The 21294-nt window shown below is 71.0% G+C and carries 17 protein-coding genes and 1 riboswitch; of the genes, 14 read left to right on the top strand and 3 right to left on the bottom strand.

Annotated elements, in window-relative coordinates:
- Window positions 1-4 precede the first annotated feature (4 nt).
- From ACN6LM_RS25880 to ACN6LM_RS25840, 9 genes are all read left to right on the top strand, one after another.
- Complete coding sequence (locus tag ACN6LM_RS25880) at window positions 5-1351, top strand: cytochrome P450 family protein (RefSeq protein ID WP_445067789.1); 1347 nt, start codon at window positions 5-7, stop codon at window positions 1349-1351.
- A 106-nt stretch (window positions 1352-1457) separates the two neighbouring features.
- Entirely contained in the window at window positions 1458-2525 is a 1068-nt protein-coding gene (locus ACN6LM_RS25875; RefSeq protein ID WP_445067788.1) for a transglycosylase family protein, read from the top strand.
- Between the two features lie 285 nt (window positions 2526-2810).
- A riboswitch (cyclic di-AMP (ydaO/yuaA leader) is annotated at window positions 2811-2978 on the top strand.
- Window positions 2979-2982: 4 nt separating this feature from the next.
- Window positions 2983-3699, top strand: coding sequence for a transglycosylase family protein (locus ACN6LM_RS25870; RefSeq protein ID WP_445067787.1), 717 nt, complete (start codon window positions 2983-2985; stop codon window positions 3697-3699).
- Between the two features lie 299 nt (window positions 3700-3998).
- Entirely contained in the window at window positions 3999-5279 is a 1281-nt protein-coding gene (eno, locus tag ACN6LM_RS25865; RefSeq protein WP_018104074.1) for a phosphopyruvate hydratase, read from the top strand.
- A 92-nt stretch (window positions 5280-5371) separates the two neighbouring features.
- Window positions 5372-5842, top strand: a complete 471-nt coding sequence (locus ACN6LM_RS25860; protein ID WP_164400414.1) for an FtsB family cell division protein — start codon at window positions 5372-5374, stop codon at window positions 5840-5842.
- A 70-nt stretch (window positions 5843-5912) separates the two neighbouring features.
- On the top strand, window positions 5913-6452 hold the full coding sequence (locus ACN6LM_RS25855) for a DUF501 domain-containing protein (RefSeq protein WP_425813632.1): 540 nt from the start codon (window positions 5913-5915) through the stop codon (window positions 6450-6452).
- 13 nt (window positions 6453-6465) lie between these two features.
- Window positions 6466-7407, top strand: a complete 942-nt coding sequence (locus ACN6LM_RS25850) for a Ppx/GppA phosphatase family protein (protein WP_445067786.1) — start codon at window positions 6466-6468, stop codon at window positions 7405-7407.
- A gap of 414 nt (window positions 7408-7821) precedes the next feature.
- On the top strand, window positions 7822-9207 hold the full coding sequence (locus ACN6LM_RS25845) for an NAD(P)/FAD-dependent oxidoreductase (RefSeq protein ID WP_164400411.1): 1386 nt from the start codon (window positions 7822-7824) through the stop codon (window positions 9205-9207).
- A gap of 308 nt (window positions 9208-9515) precedes the next feature.
- Window positions 9516-10820 (top strand): class I SAM-dependent methyltransferase, encoded by a 1305-nt coding sequence (locus ACN6LM_RS25840; protein ID WP_445067785.1) that lies wholly within the window; start codon window positions 9516-9518, stop codon window positions 10818-10820.
- Between the two features lie 65 nt (window positions 10821-10885).
- Here the strand turns inward: ACN6LM_RS25840 and ACN6LM_RS25835 are convergent, their stop codons facing one another.
- From ACN6LM_RS25835 to ACN6LM_RS25825, 3 genes are all read right to left on the bottom strand, one after another.
- The gene (locus ACN6LM_RS25835) at window positions 10886-13414 is read right to left on the bottom strand and encodes an ABC transporter permease (protein WP_445067784.1); all 2529 of its coding nucleotides are present in this window, start codon (window positions 13412-13414) and stop codon (window positions 10886-10888) included.
- Window positions 13415-13493: 79 nt separating this feature from the next.
- Window positions 13494-14264 carry an ABC transporter ATP-binding protein gene (locus tag ACN6LM_RS25830; protein WP_445067783.1) on the bottom strand — a complete coding sequence of 257 codons (771 nt, stop codon included), beginning with the start codon at window positions 14262-14264 and terminating at the stop codon, window positions 13494-13496.
- Window positions 14265-14472: 208 nt separating this feature from the next.
- Window positions 14473-15501 (bottom strand): LacI family DNA-binding transcriptional regulator, encoded by a 1029-nt coding sequence (locus ACN6LM_RS25825; RefSeq protein WP_445067782.1) that lies wholly within the window; start codon window positions 15499-15501, stop codon window positions 14473-14475.
- Window positions 15502-15722: 221 nt separating this feature from the next.
- Here ACN6LM_RS25825 and ACN6LM_RS25820 point away from each other — a divergent pair, with 221 nt between their 5' ends.
- The 5 genes from ACN6LM_RS25820 to ACN6LM_RS25800 form a co-directional block, all read left to right on the top strand.
- Window positions 15723-17456, top strand: coding sequence for an ABC transporter substrate-binding protein (locus ACN6LM_RS25820; RefSeq protein WP_445067781.1), 1734 nt, complete (start codon window positions 15723-15725; stop codon window positions 17454-17456).
- 132 nt (window positions 17457-17588) lie between these two features.
- Entirely contained in the window at window positions 17589-18584 is a 996-nt protein-coding gene (locus ACN6LM_RS25815; protein WP_445067780.1) for an ABC transporter permease, read from the top strand.
- On the top strand, window positions 18581-19486 hold the full coding sequence (locus tag ACN6LM_RS25810; RefSeq protein WP_164400404.1) for an ABC transporter permease: 906 nt from the start codon (window positions 18581-18583) through the stop codon (window positions 19484-19486). The genes ACN6LM_RS25815 and ACN6LM_RS25810 overlap by 4 nt, the downstream gene beginning before the upstream one ends.
- A gap of 34 nt (window positions 19487-19520) precedes the next feature.
- Window positions 19521-20462, top strand: coding sequence for an ABC transporter ATP-binding protein (locus ACN6LM_RS25805; RefSeq protein ID WP_445067779.1), 942 nt, complete (start codon window positions 19521-19523; stop codon window positions 20460-20462).
- The coding region (locus tag ACN6LM_RS25800; protein WP_445067778.1) for an ATP-binding cassette domain-containing protein at window positions 20447-21294 on the top strand (848 nt) is incomplete at its 3' end. The genes ACN6LM_RS25805 and ACN6LM_RS25800, both read left to right, overlap by 16 nt.

Below are 21294 nucleotides of genomic sequence, written 5' to 3'. Positions count from 1 at the left end.
GGGAGTGAACGACAGCCCCGCCGACCGCCCCGCCGAAGCCGCGTCCGTACCCGCCGGCTGCCCCGCCCACGCCTCTTCCGCCGCCGTGCCGCCCGCGCCCGAGCTCTTCACGTGGGAGTTCGCGACCGACCCGTACCCCGCGTACGCCTGGCTGCGCGAGCACAGTCCCGTGCACCGCACCACGCTGCCCAGCGGGGTCGAGGCATGGCTCGTCACCCGGTACGCGGACGCCCGGCAGGCGCTCGCCGACTCCCGGCTGTCCAAGAACCCGGCGCACCACGCCGAGCCCGCGCACGCCAAGGGGAAGACCGGCATCCCCGGGGAGCGCAAGGCCGAGCTGATGACGCACCTGCTCAACATCGACCCGCCCGACCACACCCGGCTGCGCCGCCTGGTCTCCAAGGCGTTCACGCCCCGGCGCATCGCGCAGTTCGCGCCCCGGGTGCAGGAGCTGACGGACCGGCTCATCGACGGGTTCGTGGAGAGGGGGGAGGCCGACCTGATCCACGAGTTCGCCTTCCCGCTCCCCATCTACGCGATCTGCGACCTGCTCGGCGTGCCCCGTGAGGACCAGGACGACTTCCGGGACTGGGCGGGCATGATGATCCGGCACGGTGGCGGGCCGCGCGGCGGGGTCGCCCGGTCCGTGAAGAAGATGCGGGCCTATCTGCTCGAACTGATCCACCGCAAGCGCGAGGACCTGGGCGACGATCTGATCTCGGGGCTGATCAGGGCGAGCGACCACGGCGAGCACCTGACCGAGAACGAGGCCGCGGCGATGGCCTTCATCCTGCTCTTCGCCGGTTTCGAGACAACCGTGAACCTGATCGGCAACGGCGTCCACACCCTGTTGAACCACCCCGCCGAGCGTGAGCGGCTGCAACGCTCGCTGGCGGCGGGCGACACCGGACTGCTGGCCACGGGGATCGAGGAACTGCTGCGCCACGACGGCCCGGTGGAACTCGCCACCTGGCGGTTCGCCACCGAGTCGCTGACCATCGGAGGGCAGCGCGTGAAGGAGGGCGAGCCGGTGCTCGTGGTGCTCGCGGCGGCCGACCGGGACCCCGAGCGGTTCGCCGGACCGGACACACTGGACCTGTCGCGGAGCGACAACCAACACCTCGGCTACGGCCACGGCATTCATTACTGTCTGGGAGCGCCGCTCGCCCGGCTGGAGGGACAGGCCGCGCTCGCGACTCTGCTGACACGCCTTCCCGACCTGCGACTTGCGGGAGAATCAGCCGATTTGCGATGGCGTGGCGGGCTCATCATGCGCGGATTGCGCACCCTGCCGGTGCGGTTCACGCCGGGGGAGCGCGCCGAGGAAAGTGACACCCTGTCAACTCTGTGACTTTCACGTGATCTGCGCTGCATCGACTTGTGACTCACGTTCGAGTTTCGCTAGGTTCACCGTTCGACTCACCAGTCGCTTGTCAGTCACACGGAAGGCATCTCCCATGGGCTCCGCGAACGGCAGACACCGCCGCCCTCGTCAGGCACCCGCCATCGTGGTCGCCGCAGGCGTCACGGGCTCGGCCATCGCCATCCCGCTGCTCGGCGCGGCGAGCGCGCACGCCGCGGACACCGGGACCTGGGACCGGGTGGCCGACTGCGAGAGCGGCGGGATGTGGAGCGCCGACCTCGGCAACGGCTCCTACGGCGGTCTCCAGTTCACGCCGGAGCTGTGGAAGGCGTACGGCGGTGAGGCGTACGCCGAGCGCGCCGACCTCGCCAGCCGCTCGCAGCAGATCGCGGTCGCCGAGCGCGTGCTGGCCGCCAAGGGCCCCACGGCGTGGCCCAGCTGTGCGGTGATCTCCGGGCTCACCAAGAGCGCGGGCAAGGCGGACGTGGACCCGGGCGACGAGAACGCGGACGAGCCTGCCCGGAGCGCCGACGCGGGCCTGGACGCCGGTCTCGGCACCGACCCGGTGGACGACGCGTCCTCGGGCTCGTCGGCCACCCCCTCGGGCGAGGCGTCCGGCGCGGCCGCCACGGGCAAGGAGGCCGCCAGGAGCTCCGGCAAGCACGCGGGCCGGAGCGCCGAGGAGAGCGGCAAGGGCGAGGCGTCCGCCTCCCCGTCGGCCGACCCCTCCGGCACCCCGTCCGCCGACCCGTCCGCCCCGGGCGACCCGACGGCCACGCCCCCGGCCGACCCCTCCGCGGACCCGTCCGGCAGTGCGACGGACGACGCGCGGGCGAAGGGCGGCAAGCACCGGGGCGCCCCAGCCGCCGACGAGGCCGGAGGGACGGCCGAGGGGCGCGACGAGGGCCGGCACGCCTCGCGAGGTGACGGCGACGCACGCGACAGCGCCGCGGGGCCGGCTGACGGCACGTACACCGTACGGCCGGGCGACAACCTCTGGGCGATCGCCGACGCGCAGGACCTGCCCGGCGGCTGGCCCGGGCTGTACGAGGCGAACAAGGGCGAGGTGGGCTCCGACCCGGACCTCATCCTGCCCGGCCAGAACCTCGATCTGGGCCTGGATGACGCGGGCCCGGACAAGGCCGCCGAGAACGCCGGATGAGCCGTTAGAGGCCCTTGTGCTTTGGGTGGTTTAAGAGGCCCATGTCCCACTTTTGACCGAGTGAGACATGGGTCTCTTTGCGTGAACTGATGCTTCTTGTCCGGGAGGTCCCGCCGCATCCGCTCCGACCTGCGTAAACAGGGGTTGATGGGATGCTCTTACGGGATGATTATCCGGTATGTCCTTCTTTGAATATGACCGTTGGGTGTGATTACGGTCGTAACCGCTCGCACCGCGGGCCCCGTCGACCGTCACGCCGAATCCTGCCGTCGGTCGAAGGGAACAGACGCGAAAGCGCCGTAGGCAGGAGCGGGGGACCCAGGTAGGCGCTGGGCCTGATCGTCGGGAGACGTACAGGACCGGCTAGGGGTGAAGTCGCGCCAGGGGCGCGGCCGGGCAACTCACTTGGCCCGAACCCGACAGCTCACCTCGCAGGCGTCGGTGAGGAGAAGACTCGATGCTGCTCAACCGCAAGGGCAACAAGCACCGCCGCCCCTCCAAGGCCGTCCGTGTCGCCACGCTCGCCGGTGTCGCCGGTGCCGCCGTCGCCGTGCCGCTGATGGGCGCCACCAACGCCTCCGCCGCCTCCGTCGCCACGTGGGACGCCGTCGCCCAGTGCGAGTCCGGCGGCAACTGGTCGATCAACACCGGCAACGGCTACTACGGCGGCCTGCAGTTCTCCCAGTCCAGCTGGGCCGCCGCCGGCGGTACGCAGTACGCGGCCCGCGCCGACCTGGCCACCAAGGCCCAGCAGATCGCCACCGCCGAGAAGCTCCTCGACATGCAGGGCCCGGGTGCCTGGTCCTGCGCCGGCGCCGGCAACCTGACCAACGACGGTGTCGACCCGGGCGTCGACGCCGGTTCCGGTGCCGCCAAGCAGGAGGCCGCCCCCAAGCAGGAGGCCGCCCCGAAGAAGGCCGAGCGCAGCGAGGCTCCGGCCACCAACCGCTCCGACCGCTCGGACGCCCCGAAGAAGACGGTCACCACCCCCACCGGCAAGAAGGTCGCCAAGGGTGACGGCGAGTACAAGGTCGTCACCGGTGACACGCTGAGCAGGATCGCCGCCGACCACCACGTCAAGGGTGGCTGGGAGCAGCTCTTCAAGCTGAACAAGGACATCGTCCAGGACGCCGACCTGATCTACCCGGGCCAGCAGCTCCACCTGACGAAGTAACCGCGATCCCTCCTCGCTGATCGCTCGGACCGCCCCGGCCCGGCACGCACTCTCCCCCCGTGTGTGCCGGGCCGGGGCACGCCGGTTCCGGTGCCGGACGGTCCCTGTGATCGTTCAACTGTTGTAGTTACCGGCCGGTAATTATTTGGCCGTTCGCCCCGGTATGCCTGCCCTTGGGTCCTTTTTCGTCCCAGGGGACGGGCGGTCGGCCGACGCAGACGGCCGGGCCGGTTAGGCTCTTGTGGCAAGGCCAAAGCGACCCTGCACAACCAGCGTCATATCCCAGAAGGAGATGCCTCGTGCCGTCCATCGACGTCGTCGTAGCCCGGGAAATCCTCGACTCCCGGGGCAACCCCACGGTCGAGGTCGAGGTCGGCCTCGACGACGGCAGCACCGGTCGTGCTGCTGTTCCGTCCGGCGCCTCCACCGGCGCGTTCGAGGCCATTGAGCTTCGTGACGGCGACCCCAACCGCTACCAGGGCAAGGGCGTCGAGAAGGCCGTCCTCGCCGTGATCGAGCAGATCGGCCCGGAGCTCGTCGGCTACGACGCCACCGAGCAGCGCCTCATCGACCAGGCGATGTTCGACCTGGACGCCACGGAGAACAAGGGCTCGCTCGGCGCCAACGCCATCCTCGGCGTCTCCCTCGCCGTCGCCCACGCCGCCTCCGAGGCCAGCGACCTCCCGCTGTTCCGCTACCTCGGCGGCCCGAACGCGCACCTGCTGCCCGTTCCGATGATGAACATCCTGAACGGCGGCTCGCACGCCGACTCCAACGTGGACATCCAGGAGTTCATGATCGCGCCCATCGGCGCCGAGTCCTTCTCCGAGGCGCTGCGCTGGGGCGCCGAGGTCTACCACACGCTGAAGAAGGTCCTGAAGACCAAGGGCCTCTCCACCGGCCTCGGCGACGAGGGCGGCTTCGCGCCGAACCTGGAGTCCAACCGCGCCGCCCTCGACCTCATCATCGAGGCCATCAAGGAGGCCGGTTACGCCCCGGGCAAGGACATCGCGCTCGCGCTCGACGTCGCCGCCTCGGAGTTCTACAAGGACGGCTCGTACGAGTTCGAGGGCAAGTCCCGCTCGGCCGCCGAGATGACCGAGTACTACGAGGAGCTCGTCTCCGCGTACCCGCTGGTCTCCATCGAGGACCCGCTGTACGAGGACGACTGGGCCGGCTGGAAGGTCATCACCGACAAGCTGGGCGCCAAGGTCCAGATCGTCGGCGACGACCTCTTCGTCACCAACCCGGAGCGTCTGGCCCGCGGCATCGAGGAGGGCTCCGCCAACGCCCTGCTCGTCAAGGTCAACCAGATCGGTTCGCTGACCGAGACCCTGGACGCCGTCGAGCTGGCCCAGCGCAACGGCTTCAAGTGCATGATGTCGCACCGCTCCGGCGAGACCGAGGACGTCACCATCGCCGACCTCGCGGTCGCCGTGAACTGCGGTCAGATCAAGACCGGCGCCCCGGCCCGCTCGGACCGCGTCGCCAAGTACAACCAGCTGCTGCGCATCGAGGAGATCCTCGACGACGCCGCGGTGTACGCGGGCCGCTCGGCGTTCCCGCGCTTCAAGGGCTGACGCCCCCCGCGGGTATCCCCCGCCTCCGTCCGTCCCCGCACCCGGTCACGTACCGTGTGCGGGGACGGACGTCGTAATGGGGAGGCGGGAACATGGCCGTGAAGGACCGGGACCGGTTCTCCACCGCGACCCGGCTGCGGCTGCTCGGTGAGCAGACCGCCGCCCGCGTCTACCGGTCCCAGAACCGGCGTCAGGCCCGCCGCTCCCGGCTCACCGGCCGGGCCGCCTTCCTGGCCCTGGTCGTCTGCTCCCTGGTCGTCGCCCTCGCCTACCCGATGCGGCAGTACGTGTCGCAGCGCGACGAGATCGCCGACCAGCGCAGGCAGGCTCGGGAGGCCGAGGCGCGCACCGAGGAGCTGCGGGACCAGAAGGCCCGGCTCCAGGACGACGCGTACATCAAGCGGCTGGCCCGCGAGCACCTGCACTACGTTCTTCCCGGGGAGACCGGCTACACCGTGGTCGACCCCGACGCGGTCAAGGAGCGCAACGGGAAGCCGGCCGAGACGGACCGGCCCTGGCACTCCAACCTGTGGGACGGCGTGGACAGCGCCGACCGCGGCTGACGGCCGTCCCCACCCCCGTACCTCTGCAGAACCCGCGGTTCGAGCAGTCCGATCAGCACCCTAGGCAGGCATGGAAACGCCCCCTCCCCAGACCGAGCCCACCGTCCCCACCGAGGCGGACATCGCCGCGTTCCGGCAGCAGCTGGGCCGCCCGCCGCGCGGACTGCGCGCCATCGCGCACCGCTGTCCGTGCGGCAACCCGGACGTGGTCGAGACGCAGCCCCGGCTGGAGGACGGCACGCCGTTCCCGACGACGTACTACCTGACGTGCCCGCGCGCCGCCTCCGCGATCGGCACGCTGGAGGCGAACGGGGTCATGAAGGAGATGACCGAGCGCCTGGGCAGGGACCCCGAGCTCGCGGCCGCCTACCGGGCGGCCCACGAGGACTACATCGCGCGGCGCGACGCCATCGAGGTCCTGGAGGGCTTCCCGAGCGCCGGCGGCATGCCGGACCGGGTGAAGTGCCTGCACGTGCTCGTCGGGCACTCGCTGGCGGCCGGTCCCGGCGTCAACCCGCTGGGCGACGAGGCGATCGCGATGCTCCCGGAGTGGTGGCGCAAGGGACCGTGCGTGTCGCCGTGCGGCGAGCAGGGTACGGACGAGGGCTGAGGGGGCGGCAGACATGACGCGCGTGGCCGCCATCGACTGCGGTACCAACTCGATCCGCCTGCTGGTCGCGGACGCCGACCCGGTGACCGGGGAGCTCGTCGAGTACGCCCGGCGCATGGAGATCGTCCGGCTGGGGCAGGGCGTCGACCGGACCGGCCGGCTCGCCCCCGAGGCGCTGGAGCGCACGTTCGCCGTCTGCCGGGACTACGCGGCGGTGATCGAGGAGCACGGTGCCGAGAGGGTGCGCTTCGTCGCCACCTCCGCCTCCCGGGACGCGGAGAACCGGGACGACTTCGTGCGCGGGGTGCTGGACATCCTGGGCGTCGAGCCGGAGGTGATCAGCGGGGACCAGGAGGCCGCGTTCTCGTTCGCCGGGGCGACCAAGGAGCTGACCGGGCGCGACGACCTCGCGAAGCCGTACCTGGTCGTGGACATCGGCGGCGGCTCCACCGAGTTCGTCGTGGGCGACGACCGGGTGCGGGCCGCCCGGTCCGTGGACATCGGCTGCGTCCGGATGACCGAGCGCCATTTCGTGCGGGACGGCGTCGTCGCCGATCCGCCTCCGCGCGAGGGGATCGACGCGGTCCGCGCCGACGTGGCCGCCGCCCTGGACCTGGCGGAGGAGACCGTGCCGCTCGCCTCGGCGGCGACGCTGGTGGGCCTCGCGGGGACGGTCACCACGGTGGCCGCGATAGCGCTGGGGCTCGATGAGTACGACTCCGAGGCGATCCACCACTCCCGCGTCTCCCTGGAGCAGGTCCGGGAGATCACCGCGCGGCTGCTGGCCTCGACCCATGCGGAGCGTGCGGCGTTCGGCGCGATGCACCCGGGCCGGGTCGACGTGATCCCGTCCGGTGCGCTGATCCTCCAGGCCGTGATGGAGCGGACCGGGGCGCGCGAGGTCGTGGTGAGCGAACACGACATCCTGGACGGAATCGCCTTTTCGCTGGCGTGAGCCAGGCGCTCATGCGTCGGCCCGCCCGCACTGTTGAGTGGGCGGGCCGCGCCTGGTGGGGCGGGGTCCGGGCCGCCTCGCCACCAACTTCGTGAACTTCTTCACAAGGAATTGCCCACCCCGGGGCGGTCTTCTGCTCCGGATGGGTCTCGCCGGGGGTGAGCGGGGTCACTCGGGGGCCGGAACGAAGGGTTCCGGGAGTGTCACGCCCGGGTGGACCGGAAAGGCCCTTCCCTCCGGGCCGAGGGCCAAGGGCCAGCTCGCAGGCGGTGAACAACGTTCACCGCTGTAACGGGGTTCCCGATGCGGCTCATGACCTGGGTCACGTGGGCGGCGAACTATAGCAGAGGGTGGCCACAACCTTGTGAAGGGGCTCACGAGCATGCCCCCCGAGTGGGGTGGATACTCGATGGCATGAGCACCACGGAGCGTCCCAGGATCCTCGTAGTAGGCGGTGGGTACGTAGGTCTGTACGCAGCTCGGCGCATCCTCAAGAAGATGCGCTACGGCGAGGCGACCGTCACGGTCGTCGACCCCCGGTCGTACATGACCTATCAGCCCTTCCTCCCCGAAGCTGCCGCCGGCAGCATCTCCCCTCGGCATGTCGTCGTCCCGCTGCGGCGCGTCCTGCCCAAGGCCGAGGTGCTCACCGGGCGTGTCACCACCATCGACCAGGACCGCAAGGTCGCCACGGTCGCGCCGCTCGTCGGCGAGGCCTACGAGCTGCCCTTCGACTACCTGGTCATCGCGCTCGGCGCGGTCTCCCGGACCTTCCCGATCCCCGGCCTCGCCGAGCAGGGCATCGGCATGAAGGGCATCGAGGAGGCCATCGGCCTGCGCAACCACGTCCTGGAGCAGCTGGACAAGGCCGACTCCACGACCGACGAGGACGTCCGCCGCCGGGCCCTCACCTTCGTCTTCGTGGGCGGCGGGTTCGCCGGTGCCGAGACCATCGGCGAGGTCGAGGACATGGCCCGCGACGCGGCGAAGTACTACACGAACGTGAAGCGCGAGGACATGCGCTTCATCCTGGTCGACGCCGCCGACAAGATCCTTCCCGAGGTCGGTCCGAAGCTCGGGACCTGGGGCCGCGAGCACCTGGAGTCCCGTGGTGTCGAGGTCTTCCTCTCGACCTCCATGGACTCCTGCGTCGACGGCCACGTGGTGCTGAAGAACGGCCTGGAGGTCGACTCCAACACCATCGTGTGGACCGCCGGTGTGAAGCCGAACCCGGCGCTGGCGCGCTTCGGTCTGCCGCTCGGCCCCCGCGGCCACGTGGACACCTCCGAGAAGCTCCAGGTGCAGGGCACCGATTACATCTGGGCCGCGGGCGACAACGCCCAGGTCCCGGACATGGTCGGCCGCAAGGCCGGTAACCCCAACGCCTGGTGCCCGCCGAACGCCCAGCACGCGCTGCGTCAGGCCAAGGTCCTCGGCGACAACGTCATCTCCGGGATGCGCGGCTTCCCGCAGGCCGACTACAGCCACGCCAACAAGGGCGCGGTCGCCGGTCTGGGCCTGCACAAGGGCGTGGCGATGATCGTCATGGGCAAGATGAAGATCAAGCTCAAGGGCCGCCTCGCCTGGTACATGCACCGTGGCTACCACGGTCTGGCGATGCCCACCTGGAACCGCAAGATCCGGATCTTCGCCGACTGGACCCTCGCGATGTTCCTCAAGCGCGAGGTCGTCTCCCTCGGCGCCATGGAGACGCCGCGCGAGGAGTTCTACGAGGCCGCCAAGCCGGCCCCCGCGCCGGCCGCCGCCAAGCCCGTGGGCGAGAAGGCCAAGGCTTCCTAGCCCGCCGCTCCCGCCGGAGCGAGCAGTACGACGCCCGAAGGGGCCGTCCGCCATCCGTGGTGCGGACGGCCCCTTCGGCGTATCCGGGTGCGAGCGGGCGGTGTCGCGGCGCGGGCCGCACCCCCGGCGGATGGGTGTGCCGTGCACGCATTTTGCCGTTCCCTTGCCCGGTAGCGGGATGGCCGGGCCGCCGCAGACTGTTGTGGGGGATGTACCACGCCGAGGCGCCCCGGGCGCCGGGGCGTGGTCCGGGACATGTGTGGGCATGTCTGGGCACGTCGGGAAACACCGTCACGGAGGTGTGCGCCATGGCAGACGCCGCATTGCGGCTGACCGCTCTCGCCCAGCAGTTGCTGGGCCAACCCCTACCGGTCCGCGTCCGGGCCTGGGACGGCAGCGAAGCCGGACCGCCCGGGGCCCCCGTCCTCGTCATCAGCAACCGCCGGGCCCTGCGCCGGCTGCTGTGGAAGCCGGGCGAACTGGGCCTGGCCCGTGCCTGGGTGGCCGGCGAGATCGACGTCGAGGGCGACCTCTACGAGGCCCTGGACCTGATGGCCGGGCTCATCTGGGAGCGCGAGGCCGACGCGCCGGGCGGCCTCCGGGCGCTGCGCGACCCGAAGGTGCGCGCCGCCGCCGCGGACCTGCTGAAGCTGTCCGGGCCCTGGCTGCCGCCCGCCCCGCCGCCCGAGGAGGTACGGGCGCGCAGCGGCACCCTGCACACCAGACGCCGTGACAAGGAGGCCATCAGCCACCACTACGACGTGGGCAACGACTTCTACGAACTGGTTCTGGGACCGTCCATGGTCTACTCCTGCGCCTACTGGGAGGACGCCGGAACCCTGGAGAGCGCCCAGCGCGACAAGCTCGACCTCGTCTGCCGCAAACTGGCCCTCAAGGAGGACGACCGCCTGCTGGACGTCGGCTGCGGCTGGGGCTCCATGGCCATCCACGCCGCCCGCGAGTACGGCGCCCGCGTCACCGGCGTCACCCTCTCCGCCGAACAGGCCGCCTACGCCCGCAAGCGCATCGCCGACGAGGGCCTGACCGACCGGGTGGAGATCCGGGTCCAGGACTACCGGGACGTCCGTGACGGGCCCTACGACGCCATTTCCTCCATCGGCATGGCGGAGCACGTCGGCTCCGTCCGCTACCGGGAGTACGCCGACGACCTCTTCGCCCTCCTCAAGCCGGGCGGGCGCCTCCTCAACCACCAGATCGGGCGCCGCCCCGAGAGGGACGAGTCGGCGTACGAGATCGACGCGTTCATCGACGCGTACGTCTTCCCGGACGGAGAACTCGCCCCGGTCGGGAAGACCCTCGCCATCCTGGAGGAGGCCGGCTTCGAGGCCCGGGACGTCGAGGCGCTGCGCGAGCACTACGCGCTGACGCTGCGCCAGTGGGTCGCCAACCTGGAGCGGGGCTGGCAGAGCGCCGTGAAGATGGTCTCGCCCGGCCGGGCCCGGGTCTGGCGGCTCTACATGGCCGCGTCCGCGCTCTCCTTCGAGCGCAACAAGATCGGGGTCAACCAGATCCTCGCGGTGCGCCCGGAGCAGGGCGGTGCCTCGCGGATGCCGCTGCGCGCCCGGGCCTGGAAGGCCGACGCGACCGCCTGAGCGCCGTGGAGCACGGAAGGGGCCGGTGTCCGCGGACACCGGCCCCTTCCCTCGTACCGCTGCGGTCACTCGGTCTTGATGGCCGTCAGCATGTTGAGCCTGGCGGCGCTGCGGGCGGGCCACAGGGCGGCGAGCACGCCGACCAGGCCGGCCAGGAGCAGGAAGATCCCGATCCGGCCCCAGGGGATGACCAGCACGTACTGCGGGATGCTCGCGGCCACGGTCTGCCCGATCGCCCAGCCGAGGAACAGCCCGAGCCCGATGCCGACGAGCGCGCCGAACAGGGAGATCACCACCGCTTCGAGCCGGATCATCCGCTTGACCCGGCGCCGGTCCAGGCCGATCGCCCGCAGCATGCCGATCTCCTGCTGGCGCTCGAACACCGACATGGCCAGGGTGTTGACGACCCCGAGCACCGCGATGACCAGCGCCATGCCGAGCAGGCCGTACATGATGTTCATCGCGAGGTTGACGCCGCCGCCGAACATGTCCCGGATGTCCTGACGGTCCATGATGCTCATGCCCGGGTTGTCGCCCAGCGCGTCCACCAGCGCCTGCTCGTGGGCCGCGCTCGCGCCGCCGTCCGTCTTCACCCAGACCTCGCGGATGTCGCCCTTGTCCTCGTGCGGGGCGACGGTGGCGCGGGGGATCAGGACCGGCGAGAGGAACTCGTTGTCCTTGTAGAGCGCGCCGACCTTCAGCGTGCCCTTCTTCTTGTCCTGGTACGTGACGGAGACGGTGTCCCCGGGCTTCCAGCCGTGCGACTTCGCGGTCTTCTCGGCGACCGCGATCCCGCCCTTCTCGAGGGTGTCCAGGGAGCCCGCGACGGTGTCGACGGTGAGCACCTGCTGCACGTCGCCCGGGGTGACGCCGGAGGCCGAGACGCCCTGCCCGCCGATCGTCAGCCAGACGGCCTGCTGGGGCGAGGCGGCGGTGACGCCGTCGGCCTTCTCCAGGGCGGTCAGCGCCGCCTCGTCGAGCGCGTCACCGCTGGCCATCGAGACCATGTAGTCGGCCTTGATGTTGTCCGTGGTCACCTTGTCGACCGCTTGGCCGAGGGTGACGCCGAGCACCGAGATCCCGGTGACGAGGGTGAGGCCGATCGCCAGCGCGGACGCGGTGGCGCCGGTGCGGCGGGGGTTGCGGACGGCGTTCTGCGCGGCCAGCTTGCCGGAGACCCCGAACAGCCGCCGCAGCAGCGGGCGCACCAGGGCGATCACCGGGCGGGACAGCAGCGGGATGAGGACGATGACGCCGATCAGGGCGAGGAACGTGCCGCCCGCGATGAGCAGCTGGCCGTCCGAGCCGGCCTGGGCCGCGCCGCCGCCGATCGCCGCCGTGCCGAGCAGCGTGATGACGCCGCCGATGGTGTTGCGCACGACGAGGGACTTGACCGTGGCCACCGCGTGCGCGCTGTTCATCGCGGCGACCGGCGGGATCTTCGCGGCCCGGCGGGCCGGCAGCCAGGCGGCCAGCACGGTGATCAGGACACCCACGGCGAACGCGGCGACCACCGTGACCGGGGCGATCACCAGCGGCCCAGCCGGGATCTTGCCGCCGAGCAGGCTCATCGCGGAGCGCAGCCCGGTCGCGAGAGCGAGGCCCACCGCGAAGCCCACGACGGAGGCGATGAGGCCGACCACGGCCGCCTCCAGGAGCACCGAGCGCTTGACCTGGCGGCGGGACGCGCCGACGGCGCGCATCAGGGCCAGCTCCTTGGTGCGCTGGGCGACCAGCATGGTGAAGGTGTTGGCGATCAGGAAGACGCCGACGAAGAGGGCGACACCGGCGAAGGCGAGCAGCAGCTTGTTGAGGTCGCCGAGCCCCGCCTCGATGTCCTCGGCCTGCTTGTCCGCGCGCGCCTTGCCGGTCTCGGCCTCGGCGTTCTTCGGCAGCAGCGGCTTCACGGCCGCCAGCAGCTCCTGGTCGGAGGCGCCGGACTTCGCGGCGACGGAGACGTCCTTGAACTCGCCGGGGCGCAGGAACAGCTTCTGCGCGACCGGGGTGTCGAAGAGGACCAGGCTGCCGCCGGCGTTGACCGCGCCGTCCTCGGTGGTGAAGACGCCGGAGAGGGTGTACTCCTTCACCGGCCCGTTGGTGGCGACGCGGACCTTGTCGCCGACCTCGTACTCGCCCTTCTTCGCGGTGTCGCGGTCCAGGGCGACGCTGCCGGGCTCGGTGGGGCCCGTGCCGTCGGTGAAGGCGTACGCGGGGTCCTTGCCGTTCTCGCCGGGGGCGAAGTTGGAGCCGGTGTTGGACCAGCCGTTGCCGATGAGCTTGCCGTCGGGGTCGGCGACCCCGGCGAAGCCGTCGACCCGGCCGGTGGCGGACGCGACGCCGTCCAGGGCCCGGATCTTCGCCAGGGCGGCCTCGTCGACGGCGGCGGTCTCCTTGTCGCGCTGGTCGGCGTGGGTGGTCACGGCGACGGCGATGTCGTCGTAGCTCTTGGCCGACTGGTTGCGGAAGGCGTTTCCGAGGGTGTCGGTGAAGACCAGGGTGCCGGAGACGAAGGCCACGCCGAGCATCACGGCGAGGATCGTCATCAGCAGCCTGGCCTTGTGCGCGAGCACGTTGCGCAGGGCGGTACGGAACATGTCTGTCAGTCCTGGGTGTCTGCCGGCCCGGGGAACGAGGGGCCGGAGGAAGGGGTACGAAGCGCCGGTACGGGCCGGCTCAGCTGGTGCGGCCCTTGGCGTCGAACGCCTTCATCCGGTCCAGCACCCCGTCGGCGGTGGGGTGGATCATCTGGTCGACGATCGCCCCGTCCGCCAGGAAGATGACCCGGTCCGCGTAGGAGGCGGCGACCGGGTCGTGGGTCACCATCACCACGGTCTGGCCCAGTTCGCGCACGGAGTTGCGGAGGAAGCCCAGGACCTCGGCGCCGGAGCGGGAGTCGAGGTTGCCGGTCGGCTCGTCCCCGAAGATGATCTCGGGCTGCGAGGCCAGGGCGCGGGCCACGGCCACGCGCTGCTGCTGGCCGCCGGAGAGCTCGGTGGGGCGGTGCTTCAGCCGGTCGGAGAGGCCCACCATGTCGATGACCCGGTGCAGCCACTCCTGGTTCGGCCTGCGGCCCGCGATGTCCATCGGGAGCGTGATGTTCTCCAGGGCGGTGAGCGTCGGCAGCAGGTTGAACGCCTGGAAGATGAAGCCGATCTTGTCCCGGCGCAACTGCGTGAGCTGCTTGTCCTTGAGCGCGCCCAGCTCCGTCTCGCCGATGCGCACCGAACCGCTGCTGAAGCTGTCGAGTCCGGCGACGCAGTGCATCAGCGTGGACTTGCCGGAGCCCGACGGGCCCATGATCGCGGTGAACTCGCCCTGCGGGAAGTCCACGGTGACCCGGTCGAGAGCGGTCACCCGGGTCTCGCCCTCGCCGTAGACCTTGGACAGTTCCGTGGCGCGGGCGGCCACCGCGGTGGCGCGGTGAGCGGTGGACATGGTGGTCACAGCAGACTCCAGGGTGGGGTGCGTACGGGACGGAGCCCGCCCGGCGGCCCGCCGTGTCGGCGTCGGCCCCGGGTCAGGGGTACCGCTCCATCGTCCCCGCCGGACGGCCACCGGTCGTCACTCCCGGTGCCCGTTCCCGGGGCCCTCTTGAGTCGCATGATCCGCCCGCCGGCGTCCTCCTCGGGTATGACATCCGCCTCCCCGCGGTCTAGGGGGTCTTCCTCGGCGCCCTCGTCGACCCCCGCGGCACCAGGCGGGCCGCCTCGTCCTCGGCCCCCTCCGCGCCGCCGTCCGTGATGAGGGACAGCAGGGTCCGGGCCGCGAGGGCCCCGTACGCCGGGATGTCGCGGCTCAGCGCCGTCAGCGGGGGCCGGACGAGCCGGGAGAGCTGGGAGTCGTCCCAGGCTACGAGCGAGAGGTCGCCCGGCACGTCGAGCCCCATCTCCTGGGCGACCGAGAGCCCGGCGACGGCCATGATGTCGTTGTCGTACACGATCGCGGTGGGCCGCCCGGGCGAGCTGATCAGGCGGCGCGTGGCGTGAGCCCCGTCGTCGCCGGAGTAGCCCGTGTGCACGACGACCGGCTCGCCGAGGCCCAGGTCGGCGCAGACCTCGCGCTGGGCCCGGTCGCGCAGGGCGGTGTGGTTCAGCTCCGGCATCCCGGCGACCCGGGCGACCGAGCGGTGGCCGAGGGCGGCGAGATAGGCGAAGGTGTCGCGGACCGCCGCCGCGTCGTCGGACCAGACGGCGGGCAGCGGACCGGCCGCCGAGGGGTGGCCGATCGCCACGGCGGGCAGGCCGAGTCCGGCGACACCCTCGATACGGGGGTCGGCGCCGCGCAGGTCGGTGAGGAAGACGCCGTCCACCCTGCCCTCGCCCCACCAGCGGCGGTAGACCTCCAGCTCCTGGGCCGGGTCCGTGACGACCTGGAGGAGCAGGGCGCAGCCGCGCGGCGACAGCTCGGACTCGATGCCGCTGATCAGCTCCATGAAGAACGGCTCGACGCCGAGCAGCCGGGCGGGCCGGCACAGCGCGAGGCCCACCGCGTCGGCCCTGGCCCGGGTCAGGGCGCGGGCCGCGCTGTTGGGGCGCCAGCCGATCTCCTGGGCGATGGCCTTGATGGCGGAGCGGGTCGCGGGGGAGACGCCCGGCCGGTCGTTCAGCGCGTAGGACACGGCGACCTTGGACACCCCGGCGCGGGCCGCGATGTCGGCGATCGTGGGGCGGTGCTTGGGCATGCGACCTCGCTTAACCGGTTCGTGCGGCGTCCGCATCCTAGCCGCAGCGGCGGGCGCACATGGCCCCCATCGCCGTTTCCGATCACCCGACCCGGCTGGTCCCTACATGCAATGGGAGCGCTCCCGCACCCTTGACAGGGACATGGGGCGGCCTTAGCTTCACGGCACTTACCCGGTTCAGTAACTCCGCTCGGCAGGGACGGCGGGGAGAAGGAGGGACGATGGGCACGGGATTCCGCGGACGGATCGCGGCCACGCTCGCCGTGATCGCACTCGCCGCCACCGCGTGCACGGGGGGCGGCTCGTCGGGCGGCTCGGGCGGTTCCGGCGGCGGGGGAGGCGGCGCCCTCCCCCGTAACGAGACGCTCTACACCACGGGCACCCAGTGGGGGCCGCCGGCCAACTACAACCCTCTGCACAACTGGGACCACGCCACCGGCACCAAGGGCCTCGTCTACGAGACCCTGTTCCACTTCGACCCCAACGCGGGCAAGCTGACGCCCTGGCTGGCGGAGTCGGGCGGCTGGACCGGGGACAAGACCTACGAGGTGAAGCTGCGCCCCGGCATCAAGTGGTCCGACGGCAAGCCCCTCACCGCGAAGGACGTCGCCTACTCCTACGGGATCGGCAAGATCGAGGCGTCCGCCTTCCACAGCCTGTGGAGCTGGCTCTCCGACGCCGAAGCGGTGGACGCCACCACGGTCCGCTTCACCTTCAAGGACGCCCGCTACCAGGAGTGGGACTTCACGCTCTACGGGCAGCCCGTCGTCCCCGAACACATCTGGGGCGAACGCTCCGAGAAGGAGGTCCTGGACGGCGTCAACGACAAGCCCGTCGGCACCGGCGCGTACACGCTGAAGAGCCACACCCAGGACCGGGTCGTCTGGCAGCGGCGCGACGACTGGTGGGGCGTGAAGGCCCTGTCCATGAAGCCCGCGCCCCGCTACATCGTGGACGTCTCCAACCCCAGCAACGAGGTCGTCATCGGCCAGCTCGGCCAGAACCAGCTGGACCTGAGCAACAACTTCCTGCCCGGCGCCGCCTCCCTGGTCAAGAGCAAGAAGGTCGTCTCGTACTACGACGAACCGCCCTACATGCTCTCCGCCAACACCGCCTGGCTGGTGCCCAACACCACCAGGAAGCCGATGGACGACGCCGCCTTCCGCAGGGCGCTCGCCGCCTCCGTGGACACCGGGAAGATCGTCAAGGGCGTGTACGGGGGCCTGGTCAAGGCCGCCGACCCGACCGGGCTGCTCCCGCAGTGGGACAAGTACATCGACAAGGGCCTCGTCGCGAGCGAGGGCTTCACCTTCGACACCGCCGAGGCCAAGCAGATCCTCGCGGACGCCGGCTACCGGGACACCGACGGCGACGGCCTGGTGGAGAACAAGGACGGCTCGAAGATCAGCCTGAAGCTGGCCGTGCCCACCGGCTGGACCGACTGGATGGAGGCCGCCAAGGTCATCGCCTCGTCCGCCAAGGACGCCGGGATCAAGATCACCACCGAGTTCCCCGACGCCAACGCGCTCAACGAGCAGCGCGGCAAGGGCGCGTTCGACCTCGTCGTGAACAACGAGCGCCAGCTCTCCAGCACCCCGTGGACGTACTACGAGTACATGTTCCAGCTGCCCGTCCAGAAGCAGCAGAACACCGTCAACTTCGGCCGCTACGAGAACGAGGACGCCTGGAAGCTCGTCCAGCAGCTCGGCGCGGTGAAGACCGACGACACCGAGGGCATGAAGAAGGTCATCTCCAAGATCCAGGACATCCAGCTGAAGGAGATGCCCGTCATCCCCCTCTGGTACAACGGCCTGTGGGCCCAGTCCACCACCGGCACCTGGACCAACTGGCCCTCGGACGCGCCCGGAGCGCCCAAGTACGCCCCCGCGATGTGGCGCAACTGGCTGGAGATGGGCGGCTTTGAAGCGCTCACCCAGCTGAAGCCCGCCAAGTGACACGGCAGTTCTGAGAGCGGCCGGTCCCCGGGGGCCCTCCCTCCGGCCGGCCGCTCCCATTCCACGACCGCCCCGCCGTGCGCGCCGACCTGACCGCAGCCCGCACGGCGGGGCTCTCTCCGGGGAGCCCTCTTGCGCCGCTACTTCGCCCGCAAACTACTCATCTACGCGCTGACCTTCGTCGTCGCCGTCACCGTCAACTGGATGATCCCGCGCTTCATGCCGGGCGACCCGGTCGCCGCCATGGTGGCCCGCGCCCGGGTCTCGCAGCCCGAGGCCGTCGAGGCCATGCGCGCCTACTACAACAACCTCTTCGGTTTCGACGAGCCCGTCTGGCAGCAGTACCTGCACTTCTGGAGCGCCCTCCTCCAGGGCGACTTCGGCCTGTCCATCTGGGTGTTCCCCAAACCCGTCGCCGACGTCCTGCTCGACGCACTCCCGTACACCCTCGGGCTGATGATCCCGGCCGTCCTGCTCAGCTGGTTCGTCGGGAACTGGGCCGGAGCGCTCGCCGCCCGCCGCAAGGTGCTCGACAACACCGTGCTCCCGGCCGGTTACCTGCTCACCGCCATGCCCTACATGTGGATCGCCGTCATCCTCGCCTGGGCGCTCGGCTCCAAGGCGGGCTGGTTCCCGCTCTCGGGCGGTTACAGCCTCGACATCCAGCCCAGCTGGTCCTTCGACTTCGCGGCGGACCTGTTCCAGCACTGGGTGCTGCCGTTCCTGTCGCTGTTCCTCGTCGCGCTCGGCGGCTGGGCCATCGGCATGCGCAACATGATCATCTACGAGCTGGAGTCGGACTACTCGAACTACCTCTCGGCCCTCGGCGCACCCCAGCGCCTGATCCGCCGCTACGCCTTCCGCAACGCCGTCCTGCCCCAGATCACCGGACTCGCCCTCCAACTGGGCGTCCTGGTCGCCGGAGCGCTCGTCACGGAGATCGTCTTCGCGTACCCCGGACTCGGCTCGCTCATCCTCGCCGCGATCCAGAACCAGGACTTCTTCCTGCTCCAGGGCGCGTTCCTGTTCATCGTCATCGGCGTCCTGATCGCCAACTTCCTCATCGACGTCGTGTACGTCGTCGTCGACCCCCGCACCCGTACCGGCATGGCAGGAGGCCAGTCATGAGCACCGTGCCCGAACCGGCCACCGAGCCCGCCGCGCCCTCCGCCCCCGCCGCCCGGCCCGGCCGCGAGACGCTGCACTACGCCGTCCGCAACCCGAAACTGCTCATCGGGTTCACCGTCGTCGTGCTGCTCCTGCTCGTCGGGATCATCGGCCCCCCACTCCTCGACAACGCCGACCCCAACGAGTACGTCGGCCCGCAGGCCGCCCCGCCCGACTCCACGTACTGGATGGGCACCACCACCTTCGGGCAGGACGTCTACGCCCAGTTCGTGCACGGGCTGCGCTCGACGTTCCTGGTCGGCGTCGTCGGCGGGGCCATCGCCGCCGTGATCGCCATGCTCGTCGGCTTCCTGGCCGGCTACCGAGGGGGTGCCGTGGACGAGATCCTCAACATGCTCACCAATGTCGTCCTGGTGCTGCCCGCGCTCGCCGTCCTGCTGATCATCAACGCGTACCTCGGGGTGCGCTCGGTGCCCGTGCAGGGCCTGTTCATCGGGCTGACCTCCTGGCCGTGGGCGGCCCGGGCCATCCGGGCGCAGACCTTCTCGCTGCGCACCCGCGAGTTCGTGGACCTCGCCCGGCTCAGCGGGAGCGGCACCTGGCGGATCATCTTCCGCGAGATCGCGCCCAACATGAGCTCGTACCTCTTCATGATGTTCATCCTGCTGTTCGGCGGCTCGGTCCTGGTCGCCTCCTCGCTCGACTTCATCGGGCTCGGCCCCACCGAGGGCGTCTCCCTCGGCCTGATGCTGCAGAGCGCCCAGCAGTGGAGCGCCCTCCAGCTCGGCATGTGGTGGTGGTTCGTTCCGCCAGGCGCCGGGATCACCGCGATCGTCGGAGCGCTGTACGTCGCCAACGTCGGCCTCGACGAGGTCTTCAACCCCAAGCTGCGGGAGGCATGACCATGACCGCGACCGCTCCGGGAGGTCTGAGCGCATGACCCTGACCGTGACCGACCTCCGGGTCCACTACCGCACCCTGCGCGGTGAGGTACGGGCCCTGGACGGCGTCTCCTTCGACCTCGCCGACGGGGAGATCCTGGGCCTCGCCGGTGAGTCCGGCTGCGGCAAGAGCACGCTCGGCAAGTCGCTCATCCGCCTCGACGGCCGGATGCGGCACGCGGGCGGCACCGTCACGCTCGACGGCGACGACGTGCCCGTGGCCGACGACCGGGCGATGAACGCGTTCCGCTTCCACCGGATCTCGCTCGTCCCGCAGTACTCCATGAGCGCCCTCAACCCGACCCGCCGCATCGGCCGCATGATCCGCGAGCTGCTCGCGTCGCGCGGCGCGAGCGTGGACACCGCCGAGCTGCACCGCAGGCTCGACCTGGTGGGCCTGGACCACGAGGTCCTGGACCGCTATCCGATCGAGCTGTCCGGCGGGATGAAGCAGCGCACCGTCATGGTGATCTCCACCCTGCTCGACCCGTCCGTCCTCATCGCCGACGAGGTCACCTCCGCGCTCGACGTCTCCACCCAGCGCGCCGTCGTCGGCGCGCTCACCGGGCTGCGCGACAAGGGCCTGGTCACCAGCATGATCTTCGTGACCCACGACCTCGGGCTCACTTCGCACATCGCGGACTCCATCATGGTCATGTACGCGGGCAAGCTCGCCGAGAAGGCGCCCACGAAGACCCTGACGACCGAGCCCCGCCACCCGTACACCAAGCTCCTGCTCGGCGCGCTCCCCGAGGTCGGGGCCCGGCACGCCGACCGCCCCCTCCAGGGCATCGCCGGCGCCCCGCCCTCGCTCCTGAACCCCCCGGCCGGCTGTCGTTTCCGCGACCGCTGCCCCGTCGCGGACGAGCGCTGCGCCGAGGAGCCCCCGGTCGTCGAGATCGCCCCCCGCCACTCCGTCGCATGCTGGAAGGTCTGATGCTGAGCCTCGACCACGTCACCAAGACCTACCGGGCCGGGGCGTTCGGCGGTGGCTCCGTCACCGCCGTCGACCGGGTCTCCTTCACCGCCGCGCCCGGCGAGGTCGTCTCCCTCATCGGCGAGAGCGGCAGCGGCAAGTCCACCATCGGCCGCATGATCCTCGGCCTCACCGGCGTCAGCTCCGGCACCCTCACCCTGGACGGGCAGCGGGTGCGGCCCGGCAAGGACTTCTACCGCCGCGTCCAGGGCGTCTTCCAGGACCCGTTCTCCTGCTACAACCCCGTCTTCCGCGCGGACCGCGTCTTCGACCTGGTCCGCCGCGCGTACCACCCGGGCGTCCGCGACGCGGAGTGGGCCGACCGCGTCGAGAAGGCGGTACGCGATGTGCGCCTGGACCCCGCGCAGGTCCTCGGCCGCTACCCGCACCAGCTCAGCGGCGGCCAGCTGCAACGCCTGCTCATCGCCCGCGCCCTCCTGCTCGACCTGAGCTTCCTGGTCGCCGACGAGATCACCAGCATGCTCGACGCCTCCACCCGCATCGACGTCCTCAACCTCCTGGCCGGGCTCAAGGAACGCGGACTGGGCGTCCTCTACATCACGCACGACCTCGCGCTCGGCACGTACCTGGCGGAGAAGACCGTGGTGCTGCGCCGGGGCCGGGTGGTCGAGCGCGGCGACACCCGGCAGGTCTTCGGCAACCCCCTCCATCCGTACACCCGCACGCTGCTCGCCGCCGTGCCCCGCCTCAACCAGCCGTGGGACCCGCCGGAGCCGGTGCGGTCGTGCGCCTTCCACGAGGGGGGTGGGGGGGGGGGGGGGGGGGGGGGGGG

This window comes from Streptomyces sp. SAS_281, from assembly GCF_052542855.1.
The sequence above is the reverse complement of the archived record's forward strand: the minus strand, read 5'-3'. Positions and strand labels throughout refer to the sequence as shown.

Excerpts from the sequence above, each read along its gene's own strand:
- ACN6LM_RS25825 (WP_445067782.1), bottom strand. The coding sequence starts at position 15,501 with ATGCCCAAGCACCGCCCCACGATCGCCGACATCGCGGCCCGCGCCGGG.
- ACN6LM_RS25820 (WP_445067781.1), top strand. The coding sequence starts at position 15,723 with ATGGGCACGGGATTCCGCGGACGGATCGCGGCCACGCTCGCCGTGATC.
- ACN6LM_RS25845 (WP_164400411.1), top strand. The coding sequence starts at position 7,822 with ATGAGCACCACGGAGCGTCCCAGGATCCTCGTAGTAGGCGGTGGGTAC.
- ACN6LM_RS25805 (WP_445067779.1), top strand. The coding sequence starts at position 19,521 with ATGACCCTGACCGTGACCGACCTCCGGGTCCACTACCGCACCCTGCGC.
- ACN6LM_RS25860 (WP_164400414.1), top strand. The coding sequence starts at position 5,372 with ATGGCCGTGAAGGACCGGGACCGGTTCTCCACCGCGACCCGGCTGCGG.
- ACN6LM_RS25850 (WP_445067786.1), top strand. The coding sequence starts at position 6,466 with ATGACGCGCGTGGCCGCCATCGACTGCGGTACCAACTCGATCCGCCTG.
- ACN6LM_RS25810 (WP_164400404.1), top strand. The coding sequence starts at position 18,581 with ATGAGCACCGTGCCCGAACCGGCCACCGAGCCCGCCGCGCCCTCCGCC.
- ACN6LM_RS25875 (WP_445067788.1), top strand. The coding sequence starts at position 1,458 with ATGGGCTCCGCGAACGGCAGACACCGCCGCCCTCGTCAGGCACCCGCC.
- ACN6LM_RS25855 (WP_425813632.1), top strand. The coding sequence starts at position 5,913 with ATGGAAACGCCCCCTCCCCAGACCGAGCCCACCGTCCCCACCGAGGCG.
- ACN6LM_RS25835 (WP_445067784.1), bottom strand. The coding sequence starts at position 13,414 with ATGTTCCGTACCGCCCTGCGCAACGTGCTCGCGCACAAGGCCAGGCTG.
- ACN6LM_RS25840 (WP_445067785.1), top strand. The coding sequence starts at position 9,516 with ATGGCAGACGCCGCATTGCGGCTGACCGCTCTCGCCCAGCAGTTGCTG.
- ACN6LM_RS25870 (WP_445067787.1), top strand. The coding sequence starts at position 2,983 with ATGCTGCTCAACCGCAAGGGCAACAAGCACCGCCGCCCCTCCAAGGCC.